The sequence below is a fragment of the Pandoraea bronchicola genome (genome assembly GCF_902459805.1).
GTDB classification, from domain to species: Bacteria; Pseudomonadota; Gammaproteobacteria; order Burkholderiales; family Burkholderiaceae; genus Pandoraea; species Pandoraea bronchicola.
In genome coordinates, this window is sequence record NZ_CABPST010000002.1 from 706,944 (window position 1) to 722,149 (window position 15,206).

The following is a 15,206-nucleotide window of genomic DNA, read 5'->3' on the forward strand; positions in this document are numbered from 1 at the left end:
GGCGTTTGATAAGCAGGTAGCCTCGCGCTAAGCGCTGCGCTTAACGTGGCCGTCAGTGTGGCCGTCAGTGCAGCCCTTCAGTGCGAAGTTGCATGCTCTCGCGCCACGCGATCCTCGATGCGAAGCTCGATACGCTTTCGGATTTGCTGCGCGGCCTCGGACGCATCGTGTGCGTCGATACTGGAGAACTCGCAGCGGCCAATGTAGTGCCCATCGCAATAGGCATCGACGGCCCCGTCGAAGCGCTCGTCGGCGCGCGGCGTGATCGCCCCGGCCAGTTCGAACGGGCGCCCAGGCGGCGTGTTGCTGACGTAATGCCAGGAAAAATGATACGAATCAGTCACATGTCCCCCTCGATAGTGCGACAGCTATGGAACTGTCTGCCAATGCTGTTTTTTGGGGAATCGTAACATGTACAAGAATCTCGACAAACGACGGGAAAAAAAAGCGGCCCGCCTTGGGGGCGAGCCGGATAGTCCGTGGAGGTCGGGGGCACATCAGGACCACGGTGATTCCACTGTAGTCCCGAATCGTTGTCGTTATTCTCGGTAATTTGCCTGATGCGCAAAGAAATTTTTGCTGACTGCCGACCCTCCGACGCACTTTTCGTCTGCTGAAAATCCGCGGGTTTTGACTAAGCCTGTGGCACATTGACGCCCCTCAGCCATCATCTCCGCCCGATGGCAGATCACCCGCCGGGACCGCTTTTCCAAACAACCATCCCTGCCCGACCACGTCCGGATACCGCGTGAGCATGTAGTGCGCCTGCCCCTCGGTTTCCAGCCCCTCAACGATGACCTCGACCTTGAGCAGCGCCGCCATCTTGCAGATCTGATCGACGATGGCGCTGCCCACGGCATCGGTACCAATGGACTGCGTGAACATGCGGTCGATCTTCAGCGCATCGACGTTCAGCGTCGACAGGTAGGCAAGATTCGAGAACCCCGTGCCGAAATCGTCGATATGAATCTGATAACCGTCCGCACGCAGACGGTCCAGGGCCTCTCGGAGCCGCGTCATGCTGTCTGTCGAACGCTCGGTGATCTCGAGCGCAATCTGTGCGCGCGGCACCCGCAGCGACGCCGATGTGTGATTCAGATACGTGTGGAATGTGCTGTCGACGATGTCCGTCGCCGCCAGATTGATGCTGATGTGAAACGCCGGATCGGCCAGCGCGCGGCCGTGCATATCGATCAGCGCGCGGCGCACGACCTGCCGCGTAATCAGCCCGATCACGCCCTGCCGCTCGGCAATCGGAATGAACATGTCCGGCGAAATCGGTGCGCCGGCGCTGTCGTTCAGCCGCGCCAGCGCCTCCACGCCGACCATTTTTCGATCGCGCAGCCGCACCAGCGGTTGATACACGACATGAATGCCGCCGGTTTCGGCGGCTTGTTGCGTCATCCAGTCGATCGACATCCGGTAGCGTCTGCGCGAACGCCACGACATCCCCATCGATGCTCCCGCCGCCGCGCCGATGGTCAGGACCAGCATCAGGCCCGTCGGATTGGTCAGGATCCGCGACGATACGTAGACCGCCGATGCGCAAACGTCCACCTGGCCCGAACACATCGAATAGCGACGCAGCGGCCCGATATCGAGCCATCGCGAGGTGACGCCCAGCGTAATGCGTTGCTGGTCTTCGAACAGGCCCGCGCGCCAGAACTGAAACCCCATGTCGCTCGTCGACGCGACCGAAGCAAAGCCGCTCGGCGGCATCGCAAGTCGCTCAGGCAAGACAGGGGGACTGAAGACCAGCACGTCGCCCATGCCGGTGGCATTGACCTGCACGCCTGGTGTCACAACGCCAGTCAGCGTCGGCCAGAGCTTCATGCCATTACGCGTTTCATGACTTGGCGGCGGCAGTTCCGGCTCCGGGTCGAGCCGTCCCGCGAGGGCGGAGCACAACACCCGGGCACCTTGAACCCGTCCGATGTCATGGAGATAGGGGCTGCGCATCGCCACACGGCGCAGCGCAAGAATATCGGCATCGGTACAGGGCACGGCGCCGCTGTACATCGCGCTAAGCAACGCGTTGCGGCTGGACGCCGACGCGTCGCTCATGAAACCCATGATTTCCTGCACATAGGCGCGCAGGCGAAAGTCGTCGATGCGGGTCTGCACGATCTGACCCACCAGCAGCATGACCAACATACCCGCAATGGCGCCCGTCAGCACCGGCAACCATCGGGTCAGTCTTCTAAGCGTGTGCATGGCGAGTGGCGTCCGCGTGACGCCCCGGATCGCTTGCGGGGCATGGCCGCCAGTGTAGCGCACCGCGTATCGGATGCATCGAATGCATCGGATTGCCACACGATCTTCGGACAAGGTGACGCCCGGCGCATTCGATGCGGGCGGTCTTGCGCGCCCCGTCGCCCGGCGTCCCGGCAAGCGCCGCCGCACAGGGATTCAGGAGTGGGACGATAGGGGGTCGGCGCTGGCGTACCGTTTCCCCCTCTGCCTCTCCTCACGGCCCCGTCATGACGCTCAAATTTCGTAATCCGGCGAACGGCGATGTCGTCGAGATCACGCGCCTGTCATGCGTTGCGGCATTTTTCCTCGGCCCGCTCTACCTGCTGGCTTATGGCTTCGCGTGGCATGCGCTCGTCTGGACGGCGCTCGCCATCGGCCCTGCCCTGATCTGGAAGGAATCGGCGCTGGCGATCTCGCTGCCCGTCACCTGCCTGCTCTATTCGCTGATGATCCACCCGCTGCTCATCGGCAAGCTGCGCGCCAATGGTTGGCTGCCCACGCGCGACGATGTCGTGCCCAGCGCAAGCCAGCGCGGCTATGACGCATACGACGATGCCCCGAGCACCCGCAACGCGAGCGCAGGCCTAGCCCTCGCTCCCGTGCTGCCGACGCTTGCCACGCCCCCTGAGCGTGGTGCGCTCATCCCGACCAACAGCTCCGCAGCCAGCGAACACGCGTCGCTGGCCGGTGATGAAAGGCCATGCCCGCTCTGCGCCGAGACCATCAAGCGTCAGGCGGTGCGCTGCCGGCACTGTCTGGCGAATCTGCCGGCAACATCGCAATAAACCTGTCGAGCGCCGCCGAGCCGTGATCCGCGCGATAGGCAAGGCTGATGGGCGCGTGCGGCACATCGCCGTCAATCGGCCAGAAGCCCATCCCGGGCGTGCGAATCTGACTCACCGACGCCGGCACCAGCGAGACACCGAACCCCGCCGCCACCATCGGCACGATGGAAGTGATCTGCGGCGCCTCCTGCCCGAGCTTCGGGCGGAAACCCGCCGACTCGCAGGCCGCGATCGTGCGGTCGTACAGCGCAGGACTGATCTCGCGCGGCAGCAGAATGAACTCGTCCCGCGCGAGCGCAGCAAGCGGCACGCGCTCACGTGCGCACATGGCATGCCCTAGCGGCAGCACCAGCACCATAGGCTCGTCCACCACAGGCAAGCTGACAATGCCGGGCGGTACTTCGAAAGGCGTGCGCACGAACGCAGCGTCGATGGCTTCGTCCACCAGCGCCGTCAGCAAACTCGCGGTATTGCTCTGCTGCGGATGCAGTTGTACGTCTGGGTAGCGCGCACGAAAGTCGCGAATCCACGCCGGAATGCGCGGCTCGAAGTACGTCGCGCCCGCGAATCCAATACGAATCTGCCCCGCCTCGCCGCGCGAAATCTGCTGCATGCGGCGCTTGACGCGCTCCACCCGCTCCAGAATCTGCCGCGCCTCCGGCAAGAACGCCTCTCCCAACTCGGTCAGCACGACATCGCGCGGCAAGCGCACGAATAGCGGGCCGCCCAATTCCGCCTCGAGTTGCCGGATCTGCAAGCTCAAGGGCGGTTGCTGAATCCCGACACGCGCAGCGGCTCGCGTGAAATGACGCTCTTCAGCGACGGCAATGAAATATTGCAAATGCCGCAATTCCATGACAACTCCCCTGTCAGCCCTGCCCCGCCGGGGTTCGCACCGGCAATACATAAAAAATATGAAAACAACGTGTTCAATATATTGGAAATGTACCCGATGGGTCAATACACTTCGAGTCAAGCGCAAACGGCCTCACCACTGGCTGTTGCGCCAATAGATCAAGAGATTCGAATAAGAGAGACGAGGAGCCTCACGATGTTTGAAGACCGCATCCGCCTGGCGTCGCTACGCGACCGGGTGATGAGCGCCGACGATGCTGCAAAGCTGGTTGGCGACGGCATGGTGGTCGGCATGAGCGGGTTCACCCGCGCCGGCGACGCCAAGGACATGCCGATTGCGCTGGCCAAGCGGGCGAAGGCCCACCCGATGAAGATCACGCTGATCACCGGGGCATCGCTGGGGCACGATTCCGACAAGACACTCACCGAAGCCGGCGTACTCGCCAAGCGTTTGCCGTTCCAGGTCGACACGACCCTGCGCAGCGCGATCAATCGCGGCGAGGTGATGTTCGTCGACCAGCATTTGTCGGAGACGGTCGAATTCCTGCGCACCGGCCAGTTCGGCAAGCTCGACGTGGCGGTGATCGAGGCGGTCGCCATCACGGAAGACGGCGGGCTCGTGCCGAGTTCGTCGGTCGGCAATTCGGCGAGCTTCGCGATTCTCGCGGAAAAGGTCATCGTCGAGATCAACCTCGCGCAGCCGCTCGCCTTTGAAGGCATGCACGACATCTGGATTCCGGGTCAGCGCCCGCATCGCACGCCGCTGCCCATCGTCGACGTGCGTGATCGTGTCGGCACGAACGTGGTGAAGATCGCGCCGGAGAAAATCGCCGCCATCGTCATTACCGATACCCCGGACAGCGCTTCCAATGCCCTGCCGGCCGATGCCGACACGCAGCGCATTGCCGGGCATCTCATCGAATTCTTCCAGCACGAAGTCTCACGTGGCCGTCTGCCGCGCACGCTGCCTGCGATTCAGTCGGGGATCGGCACCATCGCCAATGCGGTGCTCACGGGCTTCATCGACTCGCCGTTCGAAGACCTCACGATGTACTCGGAGGTGCTTCAGGACTCGACGTTCGAGCTGATGGACGCGGGCAAGATGGTGTTCGCATCGGGCTCGTCGATCACGGTGTCGCAGGCGGTGCAGGATCGCGTGTTCAAGCATCTTGAGCGTTATCGCGACAAGCTCGTGTTGCGCCCGCAAGAGGTCAGCAATCATCCGGAAGTCATCCGCCGGCTGGGGCTGATTGCGTTGAATACCGCGCTCGAAGCGGATATTTACGGCAACGTGAATTCCACGCATGTCGGCGGCACGCACATGATGAACGGCATTGGCGGGTCAGGCGATTTTGCGCGCAACGCACGCATGGCGATCTTCGCTACCAAGTCGATTGCCAAGGACGGCAAGATCTCGAGCATCGTCCCGATGGTGCCGCACGTCGACCACAACGAGCACGATGTGGACATCATCGTCACGGAACAGGGTCTCGCCGATCTGCGCACCCTCGCCCCGCGCGAGCGCGTGAATCTGGTGATCGATCACTGCGCCCACCCGAGCTACCGGGAAGTTCTGCGCGACTACTATCGCGACGCGTTGCGCTACGGCGGACAGACGCCGCACGCGCTGGAGCACGCGTTCGACATGCACGTCAACTTGCGCGAGCGCGGCTCGATGCTGGCAGGGAAATGACATCGGCGCCGGTCGCCGACGCCGGGGGGCGGGCGGCCGGACGCCGATTGACCGGCATCGACGGCAAACGTCGATGCCGAGAAGAACATGGGGCGCATGCGGTCCTGTGGGCCGAACGCTGGTGAGAGCGTTCAGGCATTCGCGGCTCGCCAGCGATCGTTGGCGAGCCGCTTTTTATTGCCTGGTGAATGCCGCTCAGGCGGGCAGCCGCTGTGTGCGATGCGCTTGATTAGCAGCGCCGTCGAGCGTGAAGATCGACACCAGTTCGCGCAAGCCACCCGATTGCGCCGCCATCGACTGCGCGGCAGCCGAGGCTTCTTCGACCAGCGCGGCGTTCTGCTGCGTGACGGTATCCATCTGCATGACCGCCTGATTGACCTGCTCGATGCCCGTGCGCTGTTCGGTGGACGCTGCGGCAATTTCCGCCATGAGATCGGTCACGCGTTTGACGGCATGCACGACCTCGTCCATCGTGCTGCCCGCCTCTGAGACAAGCTTCGTGCCCTCGCTGACCTGACGCGTCGAGGCATCGATCAACTCCTTGATCTCCTTCGCGGCATTGGCGCTGCGCTGCGCGAGCGTGCGCACTTCTCCCGCCACCACGGCGAAGCCGCGGCCCTGTTCACCGGCGCGCGCCGCTTCAACCGCGGCGTTGAGCGCCAGGATGTTCGTCTGGAAGGCAATGCCTTCGATCACGCTCGTGATGTCCGACACGCGTGCCGAACCCTCGGAGATTTCGCGCATTGTCGCGACCACCTGACGCACCACTTCGCCGCCGCGCAGGGCGATATGCGAAGCGTTCGTCGCAAGCACGTTACCCTGTTCCGCGTTGTCGGCGTTCTGTTTGACCGTGGTGGTCAGCTCTTCCATGCTCGCCGCCGTTTCCTCCAGCGACGCCGCCTGCTGTTCAGTGCGCGACGACAGATCGGTATTACCGGCGGCGATCTGCGCCGAGCCTGTCGCGATGCTCTCACTGGTGTTACGCACCTGCCCCACGACCTGCGCCAACTTCGTGTTCATGTCCCGCAACGATCCCAGCAGTTGGGCGAGTTCGTCCTTGCCATGCACTTCGATGCGCGAACTGAGATCGCCGCGAGCGACCGTCTGCGCGATATCCACACAACGGCCGATTGGCACCGTAATCGAGCGGGTGATGGCCAGTGCGATGACGATATTGACACCCAGCGACAGCAGGATCAGCACGATGGCTGCGACGAACGCTGTGTGGTAGTCACTTGCGGCAGTCTCGCTCGCCGCCTGCGCCCCTGCGCGATTCACGGCCACGTGCTCGGTGAGCTTGTCGCTGAGTACGGAGAACCGCTTGACCTCGTCGGTCATGACGAGCGTGCGCGCCTGCTCTTTGGCCGCGTCGTCGCCCTTTGCAAGCTCGGCGGCGCGATTATCGACCGCCAGGTAGCTCGCCCACGCTTCACGCACGGCGTCATACGCACGCTGGTCTTCGCTCGAGGCAATCAGACTTTTGTAGCTCTCAAGCGTCTTGTTCATCAGATCGATGGACGCCTGACGCTTGTTCGTTTCGTCCACCCGCGTGCTCTCGTCCGTCGTGAGCAGCGAGGCAAGTGTGGCCCGGCGCGCGGCATTGGCGGCAACCTGCGCGGTGCCGAGTACCTGCACGCTGGGCAACCAATTGTCGGCCAGATCGCGGGTGCCGCCATAAATGCGCGACGCCTGGAACACAGCCATGCCACCCACAATACACAGCAGGACCAGCGTGATGGCAAACCCGATGGTCAATCGTGTGCCGATTTTGAGACTACCCAAGAACTTCATGCCCGCTCCATGTGCGATAAAACGACAACAATCGCATGAGATAACGGGCGACCATTCAAGAATCTTGAGCCAATAAACCCCTGATTCTCACGCAATGGCTTTCAAATAATTACAAAGCCACGCAGACGAAGCGTTTATTCATTGAATTTCGACGTTCGTTTCACAAAGCGAACCAGAAATTTTTGAAAACCAGAAATATCCATGGAAATATATTGATTCATCTATCGATGTGAATATTTCCACGCAATGGTGTTCGGGATCACCGCGTCCTTCGACGCGGCGACATCGGCAGAGGAGAATCCGGCGCGGTCGTCGCAGTCTATTTGCTGGCGCCATCAAAAGGCGCCGGATGCACCGTATCCAGATCAATGCCGTCGATACAGCGAACATTGACCGCAGCCATTTCCGCTCCGTCCGGCATGTCACCAAAGGCAAACGCTTCGACACCGCATGTCGGGCAGAACTGGTGACGAATGACGTGCTTATTGAAAAGATATTCCTCCGCCATTCCCACGCCCGCCGTTTGCGAAAACTCCGATATCGGCGAAAAGGCGAGAATCAATCCACGCTTTTTACAGATTTAACAATTGCACGCAATTGTTTTGGACAAATCAATATTTGCGGTGAATCGCAATTTACCGCAATGGCATCCGCCTGAATATTGCTGATTCGCCATACCGTATCTCCTGATTATGTCGAGGACTTGGCCGGAGGGCATCGAATGCGCGAAATCTGCGAGAAGACGCCCGCCGGATCTTGGGACTATTTTGCGACAGAATCCGGCGGGCAGGTGTGACAGCCGGCGGCAGTTGCGCCGGCTTCGTGCAGGAGGAATGGAAGCGCGGGCGCGAGGCGCTCGCTCAGGCAGCCAGCGCCGGTTCGTCGCGACGTGAATCGCGCGAGCCGTTGGCGTGACTACGAACCACGGTAACGCCATGGCGGCCGTGTTCGCGCAGTTGAAACAGCGCGACCGTCTCGGCAAGATTGCGCGCCTGCTCGCTGAGCATCGCCGATGCTGCCGCCGACTCCTCGACCAGCGCCGCATTTTGCTGCGTCGACTGATCCATCTCTGCCACGCTGCGGTCGATCTGACTGATGCCGGCGCTCTGCTCCGTCATGGCACTGTGGATCTCACCGACCAGACGGCGCACGCGCGAGATGCCGTCGACGATTTCCCCCATCGTGTTGCCTGCGGCCTGCACACGTTGCGTGCCACTCTTGACGTTCTGCACCGACGCCTCGATGAGCGTCTTGATCTCCTGTGCGGCGGCTGCGCTGCGTTGCGCCAGTGTGCGCACTTCGCCTGCCACCACGGCGAAGCCCCTGCCTTGCTCACCCGCTCGCGCGGCTTCGACGGCTGCGTTCAGCGCGAGAATGTTCGTCTGGAAGGCGATGCCGTCGATCACGCCGATGATCTCGGTAATGCGCTCCGACGACTGCGCGATCTCGCTCATCGTCGTCACGGCCCCCGTGACGACGTCGCCGCCACGCCCGGCCGCTTCGCTCGCGTCGTTGGCCAGACGCGTGGCGTGCTCGGCCGCTTCGGCCGTCTGCTTGACGCTGGCCGTCAGCTCGGTCAGCGCCGCCGACGTCTCCTGCAACGTACCCGCCGACGCTTCCGTGCGCTGCGACAAGTCGCGGTTCCCCATCTCGATCTCGCTCGTCGCCGAGGTCATGCCATGCACACCGGCACGCACGTCGATCATGACGGTGCTGATCTTGTCCACGAACGCATTGAACGAGCGGGAAATCTGCGCCACTTCGTCATGACCGACGACATCGAGACGGCGTGTCAGGTCCCCGCCGCCCGAACCGATGGTATCCATCGCGTCGCGCACTTGCGACAAGCGACGGAAGGCCTGCGACGTGAAGAAGCTCGCGATACCGATAGCGCACAGCGTCAGAATGATCAGCGTGATGATCGTGGCGCTCAGCACGCGCGACAGGCCGGCCGTCGCCTCCGCCTTGTCGAGAGCAACGACGAAGAGCCAGTCGGTGCCCGGCACCGGCTGTACCTTCAACAGCTTGGCAGCACCGCTGAGATCGACTTCCATCGGCTCGGTCGCACGTTCCATGCTGGCAAGCACCTCGGGCGTGAGCGATTGCGCGAGATCGCTCCACTGCTTGAGCATGAGCTGCTCATCGGGATGCGCGATCACGAGACCGTCGCGCGAAACCACAAACGCGAGGCTCGACGGTGTGGGATGCACGGCCTTGACGACTTCCTGAACGGCGTCGAGCGGCACAGCGCCGCTCACGGCACCGAGCGTCTGGCCGTCGCGCAGAATCGGCGCGGCGAACGACACGTAGAGCTTGCCCGAAGCGATATCGGCATACGGCTTCACGACGGTCAGCTTGCCGGCACCGGTCGCCCCCTTGTACCAGGGACGCGCGGTCGGATCGTAATCGGGCGGCGTGGGGCCGCTGGAGAAGTACGACTTGTCGCTCCAGCCAATGCTGGAGATGGGGAAACCGTTCGTAGCGCCAAGCAGTTTGGTGAGCGCGACGCCCTGCTCGCCCTTTTCGACGGCGGCGGCTGTGCCCACGACCGATTGGCCCTTGGCTGCCGCCCAGCGTTCCACGGCAAGCGTATTGCCGCGCGCAACGGCGTCGAGCGTGTTGGCGATGGTCGACATCATGCTACTGCGCACGATGACGTACGTGGTAATGCCGGAGAGGATCAGTGCACCAATAACGGTGGCACACGCGATCAGGATGATGCGTGTTCTAAGCGAAGATACTGTCATGCTGTCTGGAGAGGCAGGCCTGCGGCTAGGGGGGTCAAAAGACAGAAGCCGGCGCCCAGGCCACCGGCTCCACTAGGTGGGGGTTCCACCTAGGGATTTACGGCAGACGTCGAGAGAACTTTAAGTGTTAACCCGGAATTCCGACACCCAATGGCATGGCAGCCAGGCGCAATCGCACTTGGCAGTCGCTATGGATGGCGAAACATCAGGGGTGCGAAGGGTACTGCGCAGAAAGCGCAGAAAGCGCGGGCAGCGCGTGATGACGGGGGCCTGATGCGCGTAGCGGCGTCAGTCGTTGGCGGCTGCCTCGGCCTCGGTCTGTTCGATGGCCTTGACGATGATGCGCAACGTGGCGTCCAGGTGGTCTTCCGTGTGGCGCCGGGTGGCCGCCACATCGCGCGCCCGGTATTCGTCGAGCATCTTCTGATGCTCTTGGTTGCTCACGTCCACATGCACGGGACGCATGTAGAGCGATAGCGCGATGTAGGGGCCCGAGGCATCGCGCAAGGTCTTGATGAGGTGCGCCAGCCGCGAATGGTCCTGCGACGCCCATAGCGCGGCATGAAACGCCTGATTCAGCTCGGTCCATTTGACGACGTCCGACGTCGCGAGCATTTCGGCGTGCAACGCCTGCGCGTGCGCAATGTCCTCCTCCCGAATCGTGGCCATCGCTTGCTCGGCCATCATCGGTTCAAGGGTTTTACGCAGGCGGTATAGCTCGTTGACGTCGTCGATCGTGAGACCACGCACCACGGCACCGCGGTGGACGTCGAAAAACACCAGCCCCTCGGAGACCAGCGTGCGCAGCGCTTCGCGCACGGGCGTCGTCGACATTTCGAGACGGCGCGCGAGATCGTCCTGCCGAAGCCGGTCTCCCGCCTTCAACTTGCCTTGCAGAATCTCGGTACGCAGTGTCTCGATGGCATATTGATATGCCGTGAGCCGGCGGCGGCCGGACGTGCCGGACACGCTGGCAGATGCGGAGGACGTGCTTTTCAAAGGGATGCCGTTTGTAGATTATTGAGGCGTGAGTTTACTCCAGTTTGCCAGCGCCTCCCCAACCGAACCGGGCGCGACCCCTGAGGCCAGCAGCGCCGTCACCAGCAAGCGCGCCTTGAGCGCAGACAGCCAGCCGGACAGGTGCGCGCCGCGCCGGGCGAGATCGATTTCAGCGCCGACGTAGCCATAGGTCTGCGATGCCGTGGACCCGCCAGCCGCACGACTGGCGATCACGACAGGCGCCTTCGCCGCCAGCGAACCGATGCGCTCGGCAAATCCGAACGAAACGTGGCCGGCGCCCTGCGCCGCAATCACAACGGCCTCGTAGCCGCCCTTGATGGCCATCTCGGCCAGTTCGCCGTCGTCACTCAGTACGGCCGTCACCAGTGCAACCTTCGGCCAATCGCGCACGGGCCGTGCCAATGGTTGCGGGCGTGCCGGCCGGGCATGGAAAAACGTCGGGCGCCCCTCGACGAGGCGCGCCGCAACACCGCCGTCGAGCGACACGAAGGCCTGCACTGCCAGCGCATCGCCCTTGCTGACCCAGCGCGCGTAGTGTGCCGTGTCGTTCATCACCACGAGCACGCCGCGACCAACGCTGCCGGGATGCACGGCCGTGCGCACTGCGGCCAGCAGATTCGCGGGACCGTCTGCCCCTGCGGCCTGAGGAGCGCGCATTGCCCCCGTGATGATCAGCGGCGCAGGCAATTTCCAGAACAGATCCAGCAAAAAGGCGGTTTCCTCCAGCGAATCGGTGCCCTGCGTGAGCACAACGCCGCTCGCACCGTCGGCGATCTGCTGCTCGGCCCAGGTGAGCGCGTCCATCAGGTCGTCGTAACGCAGTGAGGCGCTGGGCAATTGGCGAAGCGATGCCGTCTTGATGGTTGCGACGTCGGACAAGCCGGGGACAGAGCGCGCCAACTGCGTGGCGTCGAGCGTCGGGACAACGCCGCCGGCAGCGTCTGACGGGGTCATGCTGATCGTGCCGCCAAGCGAGGCGACGGCAACCACGGGAAGCGAATTGGGCATGGTGGACAGTTTTTTGATTTCAGTTGATATGCATTGTGCATTATATATAATCGACAATCGTTTGCGAAGGGCATCGGGTGCTTCGCAGAGAACCCAACACTTTAGGAGACGTCATGCAACCAACCACTGTGGGCCATCCGGCCGCCGGGGCGACGCGGTACCGGTTCGCGGTATTCGCGCTGATCGTGGTGATCGCCCTCGTGAACTACATCGACCGGGGCGCGATTTCGTACTCGGCGGCGCAGATCACGTCGGAATATGGTTTCGACCGGGCCGGCTGGGGCGCAGTCCTCGGCTACTTCGGTTACGGGTATATGTTTGGCGCATTGTTCGGCGGCGCACTGGCCGACCGCGTGGGCGCCAAGAAGGTATGGGTGATTGCCGGTGTGGCATGGTCGGCGTTTGCCATCGCCATGATCTGGGCGGGCGACCTCGGGATCGCCGTGCTCGGCGGTTCGGCGCTGACCGGCTTCGCCACGATCCGCGTGCTGTTCGGCTTCGCCGAAGGTCCGGCCTACTCGATCATCAACAAGACGATGGCGGCCTGGGCGTCGCCGTCGGAGCGCGGCTTTGCCGTGTCCATCGGGCTGCTGAGCACGCCGCTCGGTGCGTTGCTCACGGCGCCGGTCGCGGTGGGTCTGCTGCTGCTCACCGATAGCTGGCGCACGATGTACATCGTGCTCGGTATCGCAGGCTTCGTATTGATTGCGCTGTTTGCGCGCGTCTATACCAACCGTCCGGAAGACAATCCGCGCGTGAATGCGGCTGAGGTGGCGCTGATTCAGGCGGGACGCCCGGCGCAGCATCCGTCGGCCGCCGCCGCAGCGAGCGATATGCCGTGGTGGAGCTTCTTCAAGAGCAGGACGCTGGTGTTCAACTCGATCGGCTATTTCGCGTTCATCTACGTGAACTTCATGCTGCTGACCTGGACACCGAAGTATCTCGCCGACGAGTTCCATTTCACGCTGTCCTCGCTCTGGTACATCGGCATGATTCCGTGGACGGGCGCGTGCGTGACGGTGCTGCTCGGCGGACGCATTTCCGACTGGCTGTATCGCAAGACGGGCAAGCTGGTCATTGCGCGCAGTTGGTTCGCGGCTGCCGCGCTGACATGTACCACGTTGTGCTTCCTGATGGTCTCGCAGGCGCAGAGCGTGTGGGCGGTGATCGCATTGATGACGCTGGGTAATGCGCTTAACGCCCTGCCGAACTCCGTGTATTGGGCGGTGGTGATCGACACGGCGCCGACACGCGTGGGCACGTTCAGTGGTTTGATGCACTTCATCGCGAACATCGCGGCGGTGCTCGCACCGACGCTCGCCGGGATTCTGTCGGCCAAGTACGGCTACTCGTCGATGTTTGTCGCGACAGCAGTCGCAACGGCAGTGGGCGTGTTTGCGATGCTGCAGGTAAAGCCCGGCGTCGGCCCGAAGGTGGGGCGACGCGAAGGCGAAACGGTGTCCGCTTGATTGAACCGGGCGGAATGAGCGACTGACAAGTCGTTCGGATAACAAAGCAGGGCTGGCGGACCATCGTCCACCGGCCCTTTTTCTTTGACTGCGGACGCGCGGACACTATCTACGAAGCAGAAACCGGGTGGCCTGACGCCGGGCAACAAAAAAGGGCCAGCAGACGTATCGTCTACTGGCCCTATTCTTGGTAGGCCGTGCTGGGTTCGAACCAGCGACCAAGGGATTATGAGTTAGTTTAAACTGTACATTTACACAGCCATGGCGATTAACTTTCATTGAAAATCAACATGTTATAACTGCGCAAATTGAACAGGTTTGACACGTAAACTGCGTTGAAGGGCAAAAAAATGCCCACCAGAATCCCCCACCATTAGCTCTACCATGTGGGGTAATCATTGAGTCTCGGGGGCGCGATGGAAGATCAGCAAGACAACACCGTGCAATATCGGATTGAGTACATTCGAGCGATCCGAAGTGCGGCCACAGATTGGCGTGCGCAACAGCTTCAAAAATTTGAAACTTGGACGACCGAAACAGTCAAGCATCTTGCGTTCATTAATGCTGCTGGATTGGCTGGCGCATTCGCATACTCGACTTCATCAGGACACGAAGCTCTTCCGGTAAAGTTGTTTTGCGTACCAGCCATCATGTACTTTGCCTTTGGTCTAGCCTCCGCCGTTATCGACATGTACGCAAACGCGATGGGGCACCTGAGACGCGCGAACGAAATTACCAAGCGCATCGATAAATGGGACAAATTGAAGTCACCTCCCAGCAACCCTCTAGATTTGCTATCCCCGCTGCGACGCGGAAAACTAGCCTTTATCTTTGCCGAACTGTTCGGCTGGCTGTCTGCCGGAGGATTCTTGTTGGGCGTGATCCCGTTTATTCGACTTGGCATGTCATAGGCCGTCACTGCCGCCCTTAATATACTGTGTTTTTGTACAGTATTTCGTGTTAGTTTACCTCCCTCGAAGTTACCCGAGAGAGGTCGCCATGCGAGATCCACACACCACCAGATTTATCGTCGTCCCGTTCCGCAAAGGGTCTGGCGGCGACCTGCTGCCTGTTGAGGTGCGGCCGGCCAGCACCAGCGTCGGCGCCGTTCGCGTCGCCCACTCAATGCGCGAGCAGCACGCCGGCGTTGCAGCTTATGAAGTGCTGCTCGATCCCGAGACTGGCGCGATGGAATCGCCGAAGGTGTTGTTTCAGCACGGGCGAATCCCCGCGCTCGACGAGTACGCCGCGGCGTAGCGAGGTGTCGTTATGCCTCTCAACCCCCGCCCCTCCGATCTGACGATCGACCAATTGCGCAGCCTATGGCTCAATCACAAGGACCCCGTTCTTCGGCGCGTAATCGAGGAAGTCGCATTTCGGCGGCTTGAAGCCCAGCGCAAGCAAAAGGTGCTCTTCGAGGTCGAAAAACTGTATGCGATCATCCACCAGGCGTGGAAGGAAGAGGTCGGCGACACCTTGATTGCGCTCGAATGCCTCAAGGCGCTGCTTGGCGAACACAGAACAGCCAAGGGGGAATCCCCGCGAATTCCCGGCGCACCGCCCCGCTAGGAGTACGCGCCGTCGG

The 15,206-nt window shown here is 62.0% G+C and carries 14 protein-coding genes; 6 read left to right on the forward strand and 8 right to left on the reverse strand.

Annotated elements, in window-relative coordinates; all coding sequences use genetic code 11:
- Positions 1-77 precede the first annotated feature (77 nt).
- Positions 78-344 carry a hypothetical protein gene (locus PBR20603_RS07295; protein WP_150558841.1) on the reverse strand — a complete coding sequence of 89 codons (267 nt, stop codon included), beginning with the start codon at positions 342-344 and terminating at the stop codon, positions 78-80.
- Positions 345-660: 316 nt separating this feature from the next.
- Positions 661-2,277 (reverse strand): EAL domain-containing protein, encoded by a 1,617-nt coding sequence (locus PBR20603_RS07300; RefSeq protein ID WP_174977817.1) that lies wholly within the window; start codon positions 2,275-2,277, stop codon positions 661-663.
- Between the two features lie 203 nt (positions 2,278-2,480).
- Here PBR20603_RS07300 and PBR20603_RS07305 point away from each other — a divergent pair, with 203 nt between their 5' ends.
- Complete coding sequence (locus PBR20603_RS07305) at positions 2,481-3,038, forward strand: hypothetical protein (protein WP_150558843.1); 558 nt, start codon at positions 2,481-2,483, stop codon at positions 3,036-3,038.
- Here PBR20603_RS07305 and PBR20603_RS07310 read toward each other — a convergent pair.
- Positions 2,977-3,894 carry a LysR substrate-binding domain-containing protein gene (locus PBR20603_RS07310; protein WP_150558844.1) on the reverse strand — a complete coding sequence of 306 codons (918 nt, stop codon included), beginning with the start codon at positions 3,892-3,894 and terminating at the stop codon, positions 2,977-2,979. The genes PBR20603_RS07305 and PBR20603_RS07310 overlap by 62 nt on opposite strands.
- Positions 3,895-4,089: 195 nt before the next feature.
- Here PBR20603_RS07310 and scpC point away from each other — a divergent pair, with 195 nt between their 5' ends.
- Positions 4,090-5,586 carry a succinyl-CoA:acetate CoA-transferase ScpC gene (gene scpC / locus PBR20603_RS07315; protein ID WP_150558845.1) on the forward strand — a complete coding sequence of 499 codons (1,497 nt, stop codon included), beginning with the start codon at positions 4,090-4,092 and terminating at the stop codon, positions 5,584-5,586.
- A gap of 195 nt (positions 5,587-5,781) precedes the next feature.
- Here the strand turns inward: scpC and PBR20603_RS07320 are convergent, their stop codons facing one another.
- The 5 genes from PBR20603_RS07320 to PBR20603_RS07340 form a co-directional block, all read right to left on the reverse strand.
- Complete coding sequence (locus PBR20603_RS07320; RefSeq protein WP_150558846.1) at positions 5,782-7,377, reverse strand: methyl-accepting chemotaxis protein; 1,596 nt, start codon at positions 7,375-7,377, stop codon at positions 5,782-5,784.
- Positions 7,378-7,696: 319 nt separating this feature from the next.
- A complete protein-coding gene (locus tag PBR20603_RS07325) occupies positions 7,697-7,939 on the reverse strand; it encodes a GFA family protein (protein WP_246174447.1) in 243 nt (80 codons plus the stop codon).
- 298 nt (positions 7,940-8,237) lie between these two features.
- Positions 8,238-10,124: a methyl-accepting chemotaxis protein gene (locus PBR20603_RS07330; RefSeq protein ID WP_150558847.1), complete on the reverse strand. Its 1,887-nt coding sequence runs from the start codon at positions 10,122-10,124 to the stop codon at positions 8,238-8,240.
- A gap of 288 nt (positions 10,125-10,412) precedes the next feature.
- Positions 10,413-11,123, reverse strand: coding sequence for a GntR family transcriptional regulator (locus PBR20603_RS07335; RefSeq protein WP_150558848.1), 711 nt, complete (start codon positions 11,121-11,123; stop codon positions 10,413-10,415).
- Between the two features lie 18 nt (positions 11,124-11,141).
- On the reverse strand, positions 11,142-12,152 hold the full coding sequence (locus PBR20603_RS07340) for an asparaginase (RefSeq protein WP_150558849.1): 1,011 nt from the start codon (positions 12,150-12,152) through the stop codon (positions 11,142-11,144).
- Between the two features lie 113 nt (positions 12,153-12,265).
- Here PBR20603_RS07340 and PBR20603_RS07345 point away from each other — a divergent pair, with 113 nt between their 5' ends.
- The 4 genes from PBR20603_RS07345 (at position 12,266) to PBR20603_RS07360 (ending at position 15,190) form a co-directional block, all read left to right on the forward strand.
- Complete coding sequence (locus PBR20603_RS07345) at positions 12,266-13,621, forward strand: MFS transporter (RefSeq protein WP_150558850.1); 1,356 nt, start codon at positions 12,266-12,268, stop codon at positions 13,619-13,621.
- 416 nt (positions 13,622-14,037) lie between these two features.
- A complete protein-coding gene (locus tag PBR20603_RS07350) occupies positions 14,038-14,532 on the forward strand; it encodes a hypothetical protein (protein ID WP_150558851.1) in 495 nt (164 codons plus the stop codon).
- Between the two features lie 88 nt (positions 14,533-14,620).
- The gene (locus PBR20603_RS07355; RefSeq protein ID WP_150558852.1) at positions 14,621-14,878 is read left to right on the forward strand and encodes a hypothetical protein; all 258 of its coding nucleotides are present in this window, start codon (positions 14,621-14,623) and stop codon (positions 14,876-14,878) included.
- A 12-nt stretch (positions 14,879-14,890) separates the two neighbouring features.
- Entirely contained in the window at positions 14,891-15,190 is a 300-nt protein-coding gene (locus PBR20603_RS07360) for a hypothetical protein (protein WP_150558853.1), read from the forward strand.
- Positions 15,191-15,206: the final 16 nt, after the last annotated feature.

Bases quoted from the DNA above. Each gene is read 5' to 3' on its own strand.
- PBR20603_RS07360 (WP_150558853.1), top strand. From the start codon at position 14,891: ATGCCTCTCAACCCCCGCCCCTCCGATCTGACGATCGACCAATTGCGC.
- PBR20603_RS07350 (WP_150558851.1), top strand. From the start codon at position 14,038: ATGGAAGATCAGCAAGACAACACCGTGCAATATCGGATTGAGTACATT.
- PBR20603_RS07340 (WP_150558849.1), bottom strand. From the start codon at position 12,152: ATGCCCAATTCGCTTCCCGTGGTTGCCGTCGCCTCGCTTGGCGGCACG.
- PBR20603_RS07305 (WP_150558843.1), top strand. From the start codon at position 2,481: ATGACGCTCAAATTTCGTAATCCGGCGAACGGCGATGTCGTCGAGATC.
- PBR20603_RS07355 (WP_150558852.1), top strand. From the start codon at position 14,621: ATGCGAGATCCACACACCACCAGATTTATCGTCGTCCCGTTCCGCAAA.
- PBR20603_RS07320 (WP_150558846.1), bottom strand. From the start codon at position 7,377: ATGAAGTTCTTGGGTAGTCTCAAAATCGGCACACGATTGACCATCGGG.
- scpC (WP_150558845.1), top strand. From the start codon at position 4,090: ATGTTTGAAGACCGCATCCGCCTGGCGTCGCTACGCGACCGGGTGATG.
- PBR20603_RS07345 (WP_150558850.1), top strand. From the start codon at position 12,266: ATGCAACCAACCACTGTGGGCCATCCGGCCGCCGGGGCGACGCGGTAC.
- PBR20603_RS07310 (WP_150558844.1), bottom strand. From the start codon at position 3,894: ATGGAATTGCGGCATTTGCAATATTTCATTGCCGTCGCTGAAGAGCGT.
- PBR20603_RS07330 (WP_150558847.1), bottom strand. From the start codon at position 10,124: ATGACAGTATCTTCGCTTAGAACACGCATCATCCTGATCGCGTGTGCC.